This window comes from Thermus thermamylovorans (assembly GCF_004307015.1).
Taxonomy (GTDB): domain Bacteria; phylum Deinococcota; class Deinococci; order Deinococcales; family Thermaceae; genus Thermus; species Thermus thermamylovorans.
Map to the genome: position 1 here is coordinate 36,024 of NZ_SIJL01000009.1, position 14,079 is coordinate 50,102.

The 14,079-nt window shown below is 67.1% G+C and carries 14 protein-coding genes; 6 read left to right on the forward strand and 8 right to left on the reverse strand.

The window, feature by feature from the left end; all coding sequences use genetic code 11:
• The first annotated feature begins 71 nt into the window (after window positions 1–71).
• Entirely contained in the window at window positions 72–515 is a 444-nt protein-coding gene (locus ETP66_RS07890) for a hypothetical protein (RefSeq protein WP_130842092.1), read from the forward strand.
• Here ETP66_RS07890 and ETP66_RS07895 read toward each other — a convergent pair.
• Entirely contained in the window at window positions 468–866 is a 399-nt protein-coding gene (locus ETP66_RS07895; protein ID WP_130842093.1) for a YbaN family protein, read from the reverse strand. The genes ETP66_RS07890 and ETP66_RS07895 overlap by 48 nt on opposite strands.
• Window positions 867–994: 128 nt before the next feature.
• Between ETP66_RS07895 and ETP66_RS07900 the strand changes: the two genes are divergently transcribed.
• Together ETP66_RS07900 and ETP66_RS07905 are read left to right on the forward strand one after the other, a co-directional pair.
• Window positions 995–2,605 carry a nitrite reductase gene (locus tag ETP66_RS07900; protein ID WP_130842094.1) on the forward strand — a complete coding sequence of 537 codons (1,611 nt, stop codon included), beginning with the start codon at window positions 995–997 and terminating at the stop codon, window positions 2,603–2,605.
• 95 nt (window positions 2,606–2,700) lie between these two features.
• Complete coding sequence (locus ETP66_RS07905; RefSeq protein WP_130842095.1) at window positions 2,701–3,825, forward strand: TIGR04053 family radical SAM/SPASM domain-containing protein; 1,125 nt, start codon at window positions 2,701–2,703, stop codon at window positions 3,823–3,825.
• Between the two features lie 6 nt (window positions 3,826–3,831).
• Here the strand turns inward: ETP66_RS07905 and ETP66_RS07910 are convergent, their stop codons facing one another.
• The 4 genes from ETP66_RS07910 to ETP66_RS07925 all read right to left on the reverse strand — a co-directional run bounded on the left by ETP66_RS07910 (window position 3,832) and on the right by ETP66_RS07925 (window position 5,902).
• Complete coding sequence (locus ETP66_RS07910) at window positions 3,832–4,353, reverse strand: MarR family transcriptional regulator (RefSeq protein WP_236630155.1); 522 nt, start codon at window positions 4,351–4,353, stop codon at window positions 3,832–3,834.
• A gap of 54 nt (window positions 4,354–4,407) precedes the next feature.
• Window positions 4,408–4,899 (reverse strand): cytochrome P460 family protein, encoded by a 492-nt coding sequence (locus ETP66_RS07915; protein ID WP_130842097.1) that lies wholly within the window; start codon window positions 4,897–4,899, stop codon window positions 4,408–4,410.
• Window positions 4,900–5,156: 257 nt separating this feature from the next.
• Window positions 5,157–5,516: a DUF488 domain-containing protein gene (locus tag ETP66_RS07920; protein ID WP_130842098.1), complete on the reverse strand. Its 360-nt coding sequence runs from the start codon at window positions 5,514–5,516 to the stop codon at window positions 5,157–5,159.
• A complete protein-coding gene (locus ETP66_RS07925) occupies window positions 5,507–5,902 on the reverse strand; it encodes a hypothetical protein (protein ID WP_130842099.1) in 396 nt (131 codons plus the stop codon). The genes ETP66_RS07920 and ETP66_RS07925 overlap by 10 nt, the downstream gene beginning before the upstream one ends.
• Before the next feature lie 117 nt (window positions 5,903–6,019).
• Here ETP66_RS07925 and ETP66_RS07930 point away from each other — a divergent pair, with 117 nt between their 5' ends.
• On the forward strand, window positions 6,020–6,286 hold the full coding sequence (locus tag ETP66_RS07930; RefSeq protein ID WP_130842100.1) for a ferredoxin family protein: 267 nt from the start codon (window positions 6,020–6,022) through the stop codon (window positions 6,284–6,286).
• A 104-nt stretch (window positions 6,287–6,390) separates the two neighbouring features.
• Here ETP66_RS07930 and ETP66_RS07935 read toward each other — a convergent pair whose 3' ends face one another.
• From ETP66_RS07935 to ETP66_RS07945, 3 genes are all read right to left on the reverse strand, one after another.
• Window positions 6,391–6,957 (reverse strand): hemerythrin domain-containing protein, encoded by a 567-nt coding sequence (locus ETP66_RS07935; protein ID WP_130842101.1) that lies wholly within the window; start codon window positions 6,955–6,957, stop codon window positions 6,391–6,393.
• A 203-nt stretch (window positions 6,958–7,160) separates the two neighbouring features.
• Complete coding sequence (locus ETP66_RS07940) at window positions 7,161–7,814, reverse strand: Crp/Fnr family transcriptional regulator (RefSeq protein WP_130842102.1); 654 nt, start codon at window positions 7,812–7,814, stop codon at window positions 7,161–7,163.
• A gap of 3 nt (window positions 7,815–7,817) precedes the next feature.
• Complete coding sequence (locus ETP66_RS07945; RefSeq protein ID WP_130842103.1) at window positions 7,818–9,617, reverse strand: AfsR/SARP family transcriptional regulator; 1,800 nt, start codon at window positions 9,615–9,617, stop codon at window positions 7,818–7,820.
• Between the two features lie 95 nt (window positions 9,618–9,712).
• Between ETP66_RS07945 and ETP66_RS07950 the strand changes: the two genes are divergently transcribed.
• The gene (locus ETP66_RS07950; protein WP_130842104.1) at window positions 9,713–10,486 is read left to right on the forward strand and encodes a c-type cytochrome; all 774 of its coding nucleotides are present in this window, start codon (window positions 9,713–9,715) and stop codon (window positions 10,484–10,486) included.
• Window positions 10,483–14,073 carry a nitrate reductase subunit alpha gene (locus tag ETP66_RS07955; protein WP_130842105.1) on the forward strand — a complete coding sequence of 1,197 codons (3,591 nt, stop codon included), beginning with the start codon at window positions 10,483–10,485 and terminating at the stop codon, window positions 14,071–14,073. Before ETP66_RS07950 ends, ETP66_RS07955 begins: the two co-directional genes overlap by 4 nt.
• The last annotated feature ends 6 nt before the right edge of the window (window positions 14,074–14,079 follow it).

Consider the following 14,079-nt stretch of genomic DNA (forward strand, 5'->3'; position numbering starts at 1 on the left):
CTGAGTTTTGTAAGCCCTTCCCGGTCCCGTCAAGTACGAATGTCCCTCCCCCTTGGCGCTACCCTGGGCTCATGCCTTCCTGGCTGCCCCCCCTCCTAGCCCTCCTTCCGGCCCACCTTCAGGGCCTGGGGGCGAGCCTGGGTCTGAAGGGCTTCTGCGGGGACCTCCTCGCCGGCCTGGGCCGGAGGGCCTACGGGGGGGAGGCGGAGGCTTTCCTCTACGAGGGGGTGCTTCTGGGAGGGCTCATCCTGCAAGGAGGATTGGGCTACACCCTGCTCTTCCTCCTCCTGGCGGCCCCCGAGGTCCTGAGGGGAGGTTTGGGGAGCGCGCTGCGTCGGGCCTCTGCTTTCTTGGCCTTGGGCCTTTTCCTCTTTTACCTGGCGAGCCGGCTCACGGGCCTTCCCCTCCTCACCCCCTACGGCTGGGCCTGGGGAGGTAGGGGGGAGGTGGACGCCTTGGGCGGCTTTCTAGCCCTTTGGGAGTTCCTGGTCTTTTGGACCTTTTTCCGGCGCTGAGGTGGGCACCCGCTTCCAGATGAAGTAGAGGCCGTAAGCGATGAGGAGGACCACCAGGGCCTGGCCCGCAGGGTGGGGCAGGCCGTAGACGCTAAGGGCGGCCGCCCCTAGGGCCATCCCCGTAGCTAGGCCCTTGGTCCCTCGAGGGATGCCCCGCCCGGCGCGGTAGTTCCGTACCAGGGGACCCACCCGGGGCAGGGAGAGGAGCCAGGCCTCGAGGCGGGGATGGCTTCTGGAAAAAAGGTAGGCGGCCACCAGGAAGAAGGGAGTGGAGGGGAGGACGGGGAGGAAGGCCCCCAAAAAGCCCAGGCCGGTAAAGAAGAGGCCCAATCCCACAAAGGCAAGCCGCATGCTTCTAGCGTAAACCCTTTTCCCGGGCCCGGCCTTGACCTGGGTCAAGAGGTCTTTTGTAGGGACTTTTGTCTTAGGACATCTGTACTACTCAGACATTGCTATCCTAGTTGGCGGAGGTGAAAGCCATGAAGGGTGCGCTTGGCTTTCTCGGGCTTTTGGCGCTGGCGGTGGCCGCTTTAGCCCAGGCTCCCCCGCCCCTGACGCCCCAGGAGCGGGAGGAGGCGGCCCGCCTTTACTTTGACCGCTGCGCCGGCTGCCACGGGGTCTTGCGCAAGGGGGCCACGGGGCCCGCCCTGGACCCCAAGAGGATGGCGGAAAGGGGGCTGGAGTACCTGAAGGCGGTGATCCACGGCGGCCTCCCCCGGGGCATGCCCGACTGGGGCAGGCAGGGGATCCTGGACGAGCGGCAGGTGGAGATCTCCGCCCGCTTCCTCCTGGAGGAGCCCCCCGAGCCCCCTTTCCTCTCCTTTGACGAGATCGCCGCCACTTGGAAGGTGCACGTACCCCCCGAGCGAAGGCCTGACAGGCCCCTGCACGGCCGCAACTGGGAGAACTTCTTCGGCCAGGTGTTGCGCGACCTGGGCCAGGTGGCTATCATCGACGGGGACACCAAGGAGCTGGTCGCCATCGTACCCACGGGCTTCGCCACCCACATCCTGCGCTCCTCCGCCACGGGGCGGTACTTCATGGCCATCGGGCGGGACGGCAAGGCCAGCCTCATCGACCTCTGGATGGACCCGCCCCAGGTGGTGGCCGAGTCCAAGCCCTGCATCGACGCCCGCTCCATCGAGTCCAGCAAGTTTAAGGGCTACGAGGACCGGTACGCGGTGGTGGGCTGCTACTGGCCGCCTGTCATGGTGGTCCTGGACGGCCTGACCCTCGAGCCCCTCAAGATGGTCTCCACCATCTCCTACGCCAAGGGTGCCGGGGAGCTGGTGCTGGAATCCCGGGTGGCGGCCATCGTGGCCAGCCACTTCAACCCCGAGTGGATCATCAACCTGAAGGAGTCGGGCCAGACCTGGTTGGTGGACTACGCCTACCTGGATAAGAAGGGTCGGCCTTTGCCCATCACCGTTATCGACACCGAGCTCTTCCTGCACGACGGGGGCTGGGCTTTAAAGCGCTACTTCATCGTAGCCGCCAACCAGGTGAACAAGCTCATCGTCATCGACACCAAGACCCGGGAGTTCGTGGCCGAGGTGGAGGCCGGAGTCCTGCCCCACCCGGGACGGGGTTCCAACTGGAACCACCCTACGTACGGTCCAGTGTGGGCCACGGGGAACATCGGCAGCCCCGAGGTAACGGTGGTGGGGGTGGACCCTGAAAACCACCCGGAGTACGCCTGGCGGGTGGTGCGGCGCATCGAGCTTCCCTACACCGGCAACCTTTTCATCAAGACCCACCCCAACAGCCCCTGGGTTATCGTGGACTTCCCCATGAGCCCGAGCCCCGAGGCCGCGGCCAGCCTTTGCGCCATCGACCGCTACCGGCTGGAGGTGGCCCGGTGCTGGGAGGTGCCGGGAGCACGGGAGTTCAGGGCCCGCATGGTCCACCCGGAGTTCAACAAGGGGGGCACGGAGGTCTGGGTCTCCGCCTGGGGCGCCAAGGACACCCCCACCTTCATCGTGGTCTACGACGCCCTCACCCTGGAGGAGAAGGCCCGCATCACCGGGGACTGGGTGCGCACCCCCACGGGCAAGTTCAACGTGTACAACACCGCTTACGACATCTATTAGCCTCCTAGGTTGAGGGCGGGGAGCATCCAAACGCTCCCCGCCTGGCCTTGATCCCGGTCATGGCTGGCAAGGGGTCTTCCGGTTAGCTTGGCCCCATGGAGCGTCCCGAGTTCGCCCAGTACCCTTATCTGGTCGCCTGGGAGGTGACCAACGCCTGTCTCCTCGCCTGCCGTCACTGCCGGGCTTCCGCCATGCCCCACCCCCTGCCCGGGGAGCTTTCCACGGACGAGGGCTTGCGACTCATCGAGGAGGTGGCCACCTACCGCCCCAAGCCCCTCCTGCTCCTCACCGGGGGGGACCCCTTGGCCCGTCCCGACCTCCTTTCCCTCATCCAAAAGGCCCGGGAGCTGGGCCTGAAGGTGGGCCTCACCCCGGCGGCCACCCCCCTCCTTACCCGGGAGAAGGTCTTCCAGCTCAAGGAGGCGGGGGTGACCCGGCTGGCCCTTTCCCTGGACGGGGCTAGCCCCCAGAGCCACGACGCCTTTCGGGGAGAGGAGGGCACCTTTGCCCGGACCCTGGCGGCCCTGGACTGGGCCAAGGAGGCGGGGCTTCCTACCCAGGTGAACACCACCGTGACCCGGGAGAACTGGCCGGAGATCCAGGCTTTGCCCGATCTGCTAGCCGGGAAGGGGGTGGTCCTTTGGAGCCTCTTTTTTCTGGTTCCAGTAGGGCGGGGAGCCCTTCTCAGGCAACTCTCCGCCCGGCAGTTTGAGGAGGTGCTCCACTGGCTTTACCAGGTTGCCCTCTCCTATCCCTTCCATGTCAAAACCACCGAGGCCCACCACTTTCGCCGGGTGGTGTTGCAAAAGCGGCGGGAAGCGGGTGCGCAGGACCGGGCCCTGGCGGCGGGGGAGAGCATGTACCGGGAGTATTTCCAAGACGGCATGGAGCACTCGCGGCTGGGGGTTACGGACGGAAACGGCTTTGTCTTCGTGTCCGCCACCGGGGACGTGGCTCCCTCAGGCTTCCTGCCGGTCTATGCGGGGAACGTGCGGGAAAGGCCCCTTCTGGAAATCTACCGGCATAGCCCCCTCTTCCAGGCGCTGCGCGACAAGGACCGCCTGAAGGGGAAATGCCGGGTCTGTGAGTACCGCTATGTGTGCGGGGGGAGCCGGGCCAGGGCCTGGGCGGAGACGGGGGATTACCTACAAAGCGAGCCCCGGTGCGTTTATGTACCCCCGGCCTGGACGGAGCGGGGCGGGGTTCCCGCGGCAGGGTGAAGGGGGTCAGGCGGGTGTGTGGTCCGGGCAGGCAAGGCGGAGGTCCCAAGGTGTGAGGGCTAGGCCAAGAAGGGCGCAAAAAAACCCTTTTTCCCGCCGTAGGTGGCGGCAGGTAAGGCAAAGGCCGGTTTCGGGTACCGTTCCTTGCCGTACCAGCTCCGCCAATAACTCCGTGAGCCCTAAGAGGAGCCCCTCTTGATGGGATACCTTCCCCAGGGCTTGGTGAAAGGGCCCTGCGTAACCTTTCAGGGCCTGGGCCATCCTAAGCCCTTCTTCCGTGGGTTTGAGGAGCCACCGTCGCCCGTCCTCCGGGTCCTTGGCCCGCGAGAGAAAACCTTTGCGTTCCAAGGTGGTAAGGGCTTCGCTTACCGTGGCTGGGGTAAGGGCCAGGAGCTCGGCCAGGGCCACTACCCCGTAGGGCCTTTCGGAGAGGTGGAGGAGAAGCTGGGCCTGGAGGGCGGTGAGGCCCAGGCGGTGCGCCCTTCGGAGGAGGAGGGCCCGCTCCACCTGGGCCAGGCGCTCTAGCAAGCTTACGAGTTTTTCCCCTTGCTGTTCGCCTGGCGAAGCCTCCACCCTTCCATCTTAGGGCCGGAAGGCGCTGAATACATAGTCGGTGTGGGCGGCTCCCTGGTGGCAGGCGTGGCAGGATTGGGGGTCGATGCTGAGGGGCCTCTTGTCCGGGCCAAAGGCGTAGTACCCCCAGCCCCCCGTGTCCCGGTAGCGGTCCGGATCCTTGACCATAACGCCGATGAGCTTCCTAGGGCCTTCCAGAAGGGCGTTTCCTTCCGCCTTGGCCTCGAGGAGGTCGAAGACGATGACCGTGCCCTTAGGGAAGGGGGTCCTCTTGCCCTCCAGGTAGGTCTTTAGCCCCGCCTGGTTCACGTAGATGTGGTGCAGGCCGCCGAAGCTCTCGTAGAGGGGGTGGCCGGGCCTGAGCTCCATGCTCTTCACGTGGGTCCAGAGCCGGTGGCCCTCAGGGTAGGGGAAGGTGGGTTGCGTGGCCCCTCCCCCGTACTGGGCCAGGACCAGGAGGCCTAAGGCCAAGGCGCCGAGGATTCCCAAAACCTTCCTCATGCTTCACCTCCTTAGGACTCCTAAATGATAAGCCCGGCACCCCTAACCGTCAAGGCCTCGGGGGACCCCCAGGTAGGCCTTTCCCCTGAAGGTTCACCCCCGCCTAGGGAGCCTTATACCCTTCCACGCTGAACCGTTCGCTGCCTTCTTCCACTGAGGGCCTTGGACACCCTTTTACCGGGCCCCACCCCGGCGCGAGCCGGGGTGGGGTGGTCTCACCGGGGCCCCCACCCTAACTTCGTCAGGGTGAGGTGGTATTACACGGCTTCCTCCGGATTTTCCCTGAGGATCTCCGCCAGGGCGGTGGCGTTGTTGTACCGGGCTTCCCGAGCCCCGAAGAGGAAGGTCACCCTCCCCCGCTGGGCCAGGGCCCGCAGCCGCTCCAAGGTGGGGTTGCCCTCCAGCTCCTCCCGGTAGCGGCGGAGGAACTCCGGGTATTTCTCGGGGTCGTGGGCGAAGAAGCGGCGGAGCTCGTCGGAGGGGGCGAGTTCCTTGGCCCACCAGTCCACCTTGGCCCGCTCCTTGCTGAGCCCCCGGGGCCAGAGGCGGTCCACGAGCACCCGCACCCCGTCCTCGGGGGAAGGGGGGTCGTAGACCCGCTTGACCCTCAGGTCCATGCCGCCTCCGGCAGCACGCACTCCGGGCACTGGGCGGCCACGAAGCCCACCCAGGCCAGCACCTCCTCCGCATCGGCCACGGGGCCTAAGTGGTAGACCTCCAGGTAGGCGTCGGCCACCAGAACCCCCTCCTTGGGGAGGGCCGCAAGAAGCTGGCCCCCCGGGTCCAGGAGGACCGGGAGGGGGCTTGCGGCGGGGGCCTGGGCCAGGAGGTAGGCTTGGGCGGCAAGCTCCCGGAGCTCTTCCTGCCGCTCCGCCAGGGCCTGGGCCAGGACAGGGTTTCGCACCAGGATCAGAATTCTCCCCTTGAGGTCCGGCAGGTAGACCTTGGCCCCCTCCGGGGTCCAGAGGAGGTAGGGGGGGAGGGGGGCGCGCAAGCGGATCATGCCCTTAGGGTACCCCGTTTCCTCCCCGGCCAAGGTGCTCTAAGGGCGCTTGCCCCCTTGACCCCGGTCATGGACGGTCCCGGGAGGAGGGGTGAAGCTGGTCTTCGGAGGTGAACCATGCCCCACGTGATCTGCGAGCCCTGCATCGGCGTGAAGGACCGATCCTGCCAGGAGGTCTGTCCGGTGGAGTGTATCTACGACGCCGGAGAGCAGCTTTACATCCACCCGGACGAGTGCATCGACTGCGGGGCCTGCGTCCCCGCCTGCCCGGTGAACGCCATCTACCCCGAGGAGGACGTGCCCGAAAAGTGGAAGGTCTACATCGAGAAGAACCGGGAGTGGGCCAGCTCCCTGCCCAACGTGCACGTGCTGGAAAAGACCTGATACCCCTTTTCCGCGGAACCCTTCGCTGCCTTTCCCTAGCGGGGACCTTGGGTACCCTTTCACCGGGGCTCCACACGGACAAAGTCCGTGTGGGGTGGTATAACTCACCCTTCCAGTTCCGCCTCCGAGTGGGCCTGGAAAGCTGTCTTGAGCCGCTGGACAATTCCCTCCGTGGAGCGGCCTTCCTTCAGGGCCTTGAGGAGCTCTGTCAAAAGCTCGCGCAGAAGCCTGTGCTCCAGGAGCCGCTCCTTGAGCTTGCCCGGGGAGAGGGTGGGGTAGTAGAGGGCCTCCTCTTTGGCGATGTGCTCCTCAAAGGCTTGAGCCAGAGCCTCCGCGGCCTCCCGGGCGGGAAGGGCCTCGAGGAGGGCGAGGAGGCGTTCGTGGTCCCGGGCCAGGCTTTCCGGGGAGATCCCGAGGACTACCAGGAGGGCCCTGCCCCCTTTGGGGGCGCTTAGGACCAGCTTCCCCCGGCGGAGCCGGGCCACCTCCCCCGACCTTACCTCCAGGCTCCTGCTCCAGAAACGGAGCTTTAGTTCTCCCTGGATGGCGGCCAGGAGGGCGTCCTCCCCCTTCTGGACCTGTACGGGGACCTCTTCTCCTGGGCTCAGTTCCAAGACCGCCACCCGGCCCCCAGGGCGGATCAGATCCCTTCCCCGAAAAATCGCCACCATCTCGCCCTCCTTCGCAAAACACAAGGCCGCGCCCCTCGGTCCGAGCCCTGCCTCGCCTTCCCTTCCCGGGACCGGCCGGGCTTCCCGGGTGAGGGGGTTTCCGCAGCCATGCCCCCAGGGTGCGGGGAAGGAGGGGGTGGGAGCCATGACCCGGGTCATGCCCTTTCCCCGGGCGCGGGCCAGGGGGGTCTCGATCCCAGGCCTCATCGGATGACTCCCCTCAGGGCCTGGGGATCAGGAATCTCCACCTGGCGGCCCGCAAGCCTTATGAGCCCCCGCCGGTAGAGCTCCCCCAGGTTGCGGGAGACCGCCTCGGGCACGGTGCCCAGGAGGGCGGCCAGCTCGGGGTTGGTGGGCAGGCGGAAGCCCTGCCCTTCCTCCTTGAGCTTTTCCAGAAGGTACTCGCAAAGCCTTTCCCGCACCTCGTGGAAGACCAGGCGGTCCAGGAGGTGGAGAAGCTGCCCCTGGCGGCGGGCCAGGTAGCGGATGAGGGCCCGGGCCAAGGGAGGGCGGGCCTCCACCAGTTGGAAGAAGCGCTCCTTGGGGATGACCAGCACCTCGCTAGCCTCCAGGGCTTCGGCGCTGGCCGGGTAAGTGGGGCGCTCCAGGAAGAGGGCCACCTCGGCCAGCACCCTTCCCGGGCCTTCCACGTGGAGCACCACCTGTTTTCTCCCCTCGGGGTCTAGCTTGTACACCTTGATGAGCCCCTTCCGTACCACGAAAAGGGCCTGCACGGGCTCTCCTTCCAGGAAGAGGAGTTCCCCTTTCCCCAGGGCGCGGGGCCGGGCTTCGGCGCGAAGGGCCTTCAGGTCCGCCTCGCCTAACTCGCGGAAAAGGGGTACCTGGGAGAGGTCCACGCCTCACCCCTTCAGGGCCAGGAGGCGTTCCCGGGCTTCCTCTAGGAAAGGCTCCAGCTTGAGAGCGCGGGCGTAGGCTTCCCTGGCCACCTCCTTGTAGCCCAGCGCCTCCGCCAGTTCCCCGAGGCGCAGGAGCCCGGAGAGGGCCCGGTCCTGAAGGTAGGCCCTCTCCGCTTCCGCCCACTCCCCGTAGGGGTCGTCCCCGAAGAGGGGGCCCTTGTAGAGCTCCAAGGCCTGGCGCAGGGTCTTGAAGGCGGAAAGACCTTCCTCCAGGTCCGCTTTGCGCATGAGCTCCTCAAAGCGTTCAAAGTCCAGAAAGCGCTTTTCCGGTAGGTGCAGGCGGTAGTACTCCCCCTCCCGCTCCACCACCCCGGGAAGGGTCTTGCGCAGGTGGTAGACCAGGGCGTAGAGCTCCTGGCGGGCTCTCTCAGGGGACAGGTCGGGGAAGAAGGTCTCCAAAAGCTCCTCCGTGTAAAGGGCCCGGTCCTTGTTGGCCAGGAGGAACTTGAAGAGGCGGTAGGCCCCGCTCCGGCCGAAGCTCTTGGGGGAAAGCTCCTGCCCCCGGTACCGTAGGCGGAAGCCCCCCAGGGCATGGACCTCCAGCTCCGGGGGGTCCTCCCTCGCCCGGGCGAAGAGCAAGGGGATGGCCAGGCGGGAAAGCCACAGGGCGGGGGCGGCGGGGCCCGTGGGAGGCTTGGGGGGACGGGCGTGGAAGAGCGTGCCCACCGCCACCACTCCCCCTTGGGCCCACAGGGGGAGGCAGATGCGGGGCCTGCCCTCGGTTTCGGGGCAAGGGGGTAAGCCGTTCTTGAGGCCCATCACCTCTCCCCGCCAGGCCGGGCAGTCCCTCATGGCGCAGGGGGGTACGAATCCCAGCTCCAGCCGCTCCCCGCTCCGGCCCACCAGCCGGACCCCCGTGGCCCCGGAAAGGCGCCTGAGCTCCCGTAAAAAGTTGTGCTGACCCTCGGAAACCTCACCCCGCTGCAGGTGGGCCCCCAGGGCAAAAAGCCCCACTTCCCCCAGGCGGGTGAGGAGGGTGTAGAGGGTGCTGGCGAAGAGGGGGCCGATGCGGGAGAGGGCTTCCAAGACCTCCTCATGGTCCGCCTCCGGGTCCCGGGAGGCCAGGTTCAAAACCCCGATGAGGCCGTGAGGCAGCTCCAGCGGGTAGCAGATGTAGGTCTGGTAACCCAGCTGCTTCACCTTCTGCCTCAGGTAGCGGGGGTCCTCCTTCAAGGCGTGGGTGTAAAGGGGCTCGCGCCTTAAGGCCACGAGGCCCGGGTAGCCCTCTCCCAGCTGGAACCAGGGTCTTTCCAGGAAGGCCTCGCGGTGGAGGCCCTCGTAGGCGGTGAGAAGCAGGTGGTGCCCCTCGGGGTCCGCCAGGAAGAGCTCGGTGGCCTCCATTCCCAGGCTCTTGCGCAGGGTGCCCAGAAAGGTTTCCAGGGCCTCGGGGAAGTGCTCGGGGCGGTCCAGGAGGTGCCGGGCAAGCCGGGAAAGCTCCAGGAGAAGGTCCGGGGGTTCCGCCCGCTCGGGGTAGAGCTCCACCAAAAAGCCCCTGTTCTCCCGGTAGCCCTGGCAGCGGAGCCGCCTCCCCTTGAGGAGGAGGGGGGTGCTGGCCCGGTAGGCCCCCCGCTTGAGCTCTCGCTGGACGGGGCAGCGGGGGCACAAGGGGCGGCCGAAGGGATCCTGTCCCTGCACCAGGGCCGCGCAGGGGAGACCATTCCCTTCCAGGCCCAAGGAGGGGTCGGCCTCGAGGACCATAGCCCGGCCCTGGGCGTCCAGCTGCAGGCGGGCGAGGGGCCGCATCTCCCCTCAGGGTAGGGCCAACTCCTAGGACAGATGTCCCTAGGGAGGTAAGTGGCCGCCAGAACCTTCCCCAACACTGGAAGCCGGAGGTGAGGATGAAGGGTAGAAGGTTCCTTTCCCTAGCCCTGGCCTTCGCCTTGGGCCTGGCCCTAGCCCAGGGGGAGGCGCTTTACGGCCAGTACTGCGCTGCCTGCCACGGGGCTCAGGGCCAGGGCATCCCCGGGGCTATCCCCGGGCTTTTGGACCACCCGTCCCTGGCCGACGAGGCCCGCTTCCTGCGGGCCGTGCGCCAGGGGATCGGGGCCATGCCCCCCCTGCCCCACGTGGCCGAGGCCCAGGCCCGGGAGATCCTGGCCTACCTGCGGGGGCTCTCCGGAGCCCCCGCCGAGGCCCCGGCCCCTCCGCCGCCCGCCTTGGCGGCGGAGGGGGATGCCGAGCTCGGCCGGGCCCTTTTCCTGGGGCAAAGGCGCTTCCAAAACGGCGGGGCCCCCTGCCAGGCCTGCCACACCGTGGCCGGGCTGGGGTTTTTAGGGGGCGGTTCCCTGGGTCAGGACCTGACCCGGGTGGCGGAGCGCCTGGGGGGAGAGGCAGGGCTTAGGGCAGTGCTGCAGAACCCCACCGCCTGGCCGGTGATGCGGGAGGCCTACCGGGACAAGCCCCTCACCGAGGCCGAGGCCGCTGCCCTGGCCGCCTTCTTCGTCCAGGCGGCCCAGGAGACCCCCAGGCCCCCATCCCTCTACCTGGGGCGCTACCTGGTGGCGGGCCTGCTCTTCGTGGGGTTACTGCTCCTTTACCAGGCGGTCCTTTGGCAGCTGAGGCCCAAGAGCCTGGCGGAGCGCATCCGCGAGCAGCTGAGGAGGCGAGCATGAGGGACTGGATCAAGGAAATCGAAAGCCCGGCGGAAAGAAAGTGGGAGGAGTTCTACCGCAACCGTTTCCAGCACGATAAGCGCGTGCGCACCACCCACGGGGTGAACTGCACCGGGTCCTGCTCCTGGGAGGTCTTCGTCAAGGACGGCGTGGTCACCTGGGAGCTGCAGGCCACGGACTACCCCAGCCTCGAGGCGGGTCTCCCCCCCTACGAGCCCCGGGGCTGCCAGCGGGGCATCAGCTTCAGCTGGTACCTCTATAGCCCCATCCGGGTGAAGTACCCCTACGCCAAGGGGGCCCTTTTGGACCTCTGGCGGGAGGCCAAGAAGCAGCACCCGGATCCCGTGGCCGCCTGGGAGGCCATCCAGAACGACCCCCACAAGCGCAAGCGCTACCAGAAGGCCCGGGGCAAGGGGGGCTTCCGCCGCGCGGGCTGGGAGGAGGTCCTGGAGCTCATCGCCGCCGCGGTGGTCTCCACGGTGAAGCGCTACGGGCCGGACCGGGTGATCGGGTTCTCCCCCATCCCCGCCATGAGCCAGATCTCCTACGCCGCGGGTTCGCGCTTTCTTTCCCTCTTGGGCGGGGTGCCCATGAGCTTCTACGACTGGTACTGCGACCTGCCCAACGCCTCGCCGGAGATCTGGGGGGAGCAGACGGACGTCCACGAGTCCGCGGACTGGTACAACGCCCGTTTCATCGCTGTCATGGGCTCCAACCTCAACATGACCCGCACCCCGGACACCCACTTCATCTCCGAGGTCCGCCACGCGGGGGCTAGGCTCACCGTCTTCAGCCCCGACTTCTCCCAGGTGTCCAAGTACGCCGACTGGTGGATTCCGGTGAACGCCGGCCAGGATGGGGCCTTCTGGATGGCGGTGAACCACGTCCTGCTCAAGGAGTACTACGCGGAAAGGGAGGTGCCCTACTTCCAGGACTACCTGAAGCGCTACACCGATGCCCCCTTCCTGGTGGAGCTCCGGGACGGGCGCCCAGGCCGCTACCTGCGGGCGAACCGCCTTGCGGAGTACGCCGAGGAGGAAAACGGGGACTTCAAGCTTCTCTTGTGGGACGAGGCCAAGGGCCCCAGGATGCCCATGGGCACCCTCGGCTTCCGCTGGCAGAAGGCAAAGGGCCAGTGGAACCTGAAGCTGGAGGACCCCAGGACCGGGGAGCCCCTCTCCCCCCATCTCACCCTCCTCGGGGTGGAGGACGAGGTAGCCCTGGTGGAGTTCGACGACTTCGCCTCGGACCGGAAGCTCCGGCGGGGCGTGCCCGTGAAGTACGTGGTCACCAAGGAGGGAGAACGGGTGGCGGTGACCACGGTCTTCGACCTCCTCATGGCCCAGTTCGGGGTGAGCCGGGGCCTTCCGGGGGACTACCCTAAGGGCTACGAGGACGACCTCCCCTACACCCCCGCCTGGCAGGAGAAGTGGACCGGGATCCACCGGGACACCCTCCTCACCTACGCCCGGGCCTGGGGGGAAAACGGCCTCAAGACGGGGGGGAAGAACCTCATCATCATCGGGGCGGGCATCAACCACTGGTACCACAACAACCTGATGTACCGGGCGGGGATCGTGGCCCTCATGCTCACGGGGAGCGTGGGGGTGAACGGCGGGGGCCTGGCCCACTACGTGGGCCAGGAGAAGGTGGCCAACCAGGCCTCCTGGGCCCCCATCGCCTTCGGGGCCGACTGGGGCTACCCCCCCAGGCAGCAGAACACCCCGAGCTTCCACTACGTCCACTCGGACCAGTGGCGCTACGAGCGGGGTTTTTCCGCTTACGACAAGACGGCCCAGGGGCTTTCTGACCACACTATCGACCACCAGGTGCGGGCGGTGCGCAAGGGGTGGCTCCCCTTCTTCCCCCAGTTCAACAAGAGCCCCTTGCAGCTGGTGCAGGAAGCCGAGGCCAAGGGGGCCAAGACCGAGGCGGAGATCGTGGGGTATGTGGTGGAGGCCCTGAAGCGGGGGGAGCTCAGGTTCGCCGTAGAAGACCCCGACGCCCCCGAGAACTGGCCCCGGGTCTGGTTCATCTGGCGGGGCAACGCCATCGGCACCAGCGCCAAGGGGCACGAGTTCTTCATGCGCCACTACCTGGGCACCCACAGCACCGCCACCGCCGAGGAGCGGGCGGAGGGGCACGTCCAGGAAGTGGTCTACCGCAAGCCGGCCCCCGAGGGGAAGCTGGACCTGGTGGTGGACCTCAACTTCCGCATGGACACCAGCGCCCTCTACTCCGATATCGTCCTGCCCGCCGCCACCTGGTACGAGAAGGACGACCTGAACACCACCGACCTCCACACCTTCATCAACCCCCTGCAGGCCGCCGTCCCCCCCGCCTGGGAGTCCAGGCACGACTGGGAGATCTACAAGGCCATCGCCAAGAAGGTGTCGGAGCTGGCCAAGGTCCACCTGCCCAAGCCCGTCAAGGACATCGTCATGATTCCTCTGCAGCACGACACCCCGGACGAGCTGGCCCAGACGGAGGACCGGGACTGGAAGAAAGGGGAAGCGGAGCCCATCCCCGGCAAGACCATGCCCAAGTTCCGGGTGGTGGAGCGGGACTACACCCAGCTCTACGAGAAGATGGTCACCCTGGGGCCCGCGGTGGAGAGGAACGGGGTGGGAATGCACGGGCTTGCCATCCCCGTGGAGGACTTCTACCGGGAGCTTGCCGAGCGCCAGCCCCGGCTTTTCCAGGGGGAGAAGCGGCCGAGCCTCGAGGAGGCCCGGGAGGTGGCCGAGGCCATCCTCTTCCTGGACCCGGTGTCCAACGGGGAACTGGCCTACCGGGCCTTCCTGGACGAGGAGAAAAAGACCGGCGTCAAGCTCACCGACCTGGCCGAGGGGAGCCGCCACGCGCGCATCTCCTTCAAGGACATCGTGGCCCAGCCCCGCAGGATGCTTACCACCCCTACCTGGAGCGCCATCATCAACCACGGCCGGGCCTACAGCCCCTACACCCTCAACGTGGAGCGCCTCATTCCCTGGCGGACGCTTACGGGCAGGCAGCACTTCTACCTGGACCACCCCAACTACCTGGCCTTTGGCGAACACCTCCCCACCTACAAGCCAAGGCCCGAGGTCCACATGCTCCAGGAGACGGAGAGGAGCTCCCAAGAGGCCAGCGGCAAGCTCATGAACTACATCACCCCCCACGGGAAGTGGTCCATCCACTCCACCTACTCGGAAAACCACCGCATGATGACCCTCTCCCGGGGCGGGTACCCCGTCTGGCTCAACGATAAGGACGCCGCCGAGCTGGGCATTAAGGACAACGACTGGGTGGAGCTTTTCAACGACAACGGGGTCTTCGTGCAGCGGGCCATCGTCTCCGCCCGCATCCCCCGGGGCACGGTCTTCGTCTACCACGCCACCGAGCGCACCGTGGGCATCCCCAAAAGCCCCTTAAGGGGCAAGCGGGCAGGGATGAACAACTCCATCACCCGCGCCAGGCTCAAGCCCGTGCTCATGTCCGGCGGCTACGCCCAGTTCACCTACGCCTTCAACTACTGGGGGCCGGTGGGGGTGAACCGGGACACCTGGGTCTACGTGCGCAAGCTGGAGACCCCGCCGGAGTGGTAAAGGAGG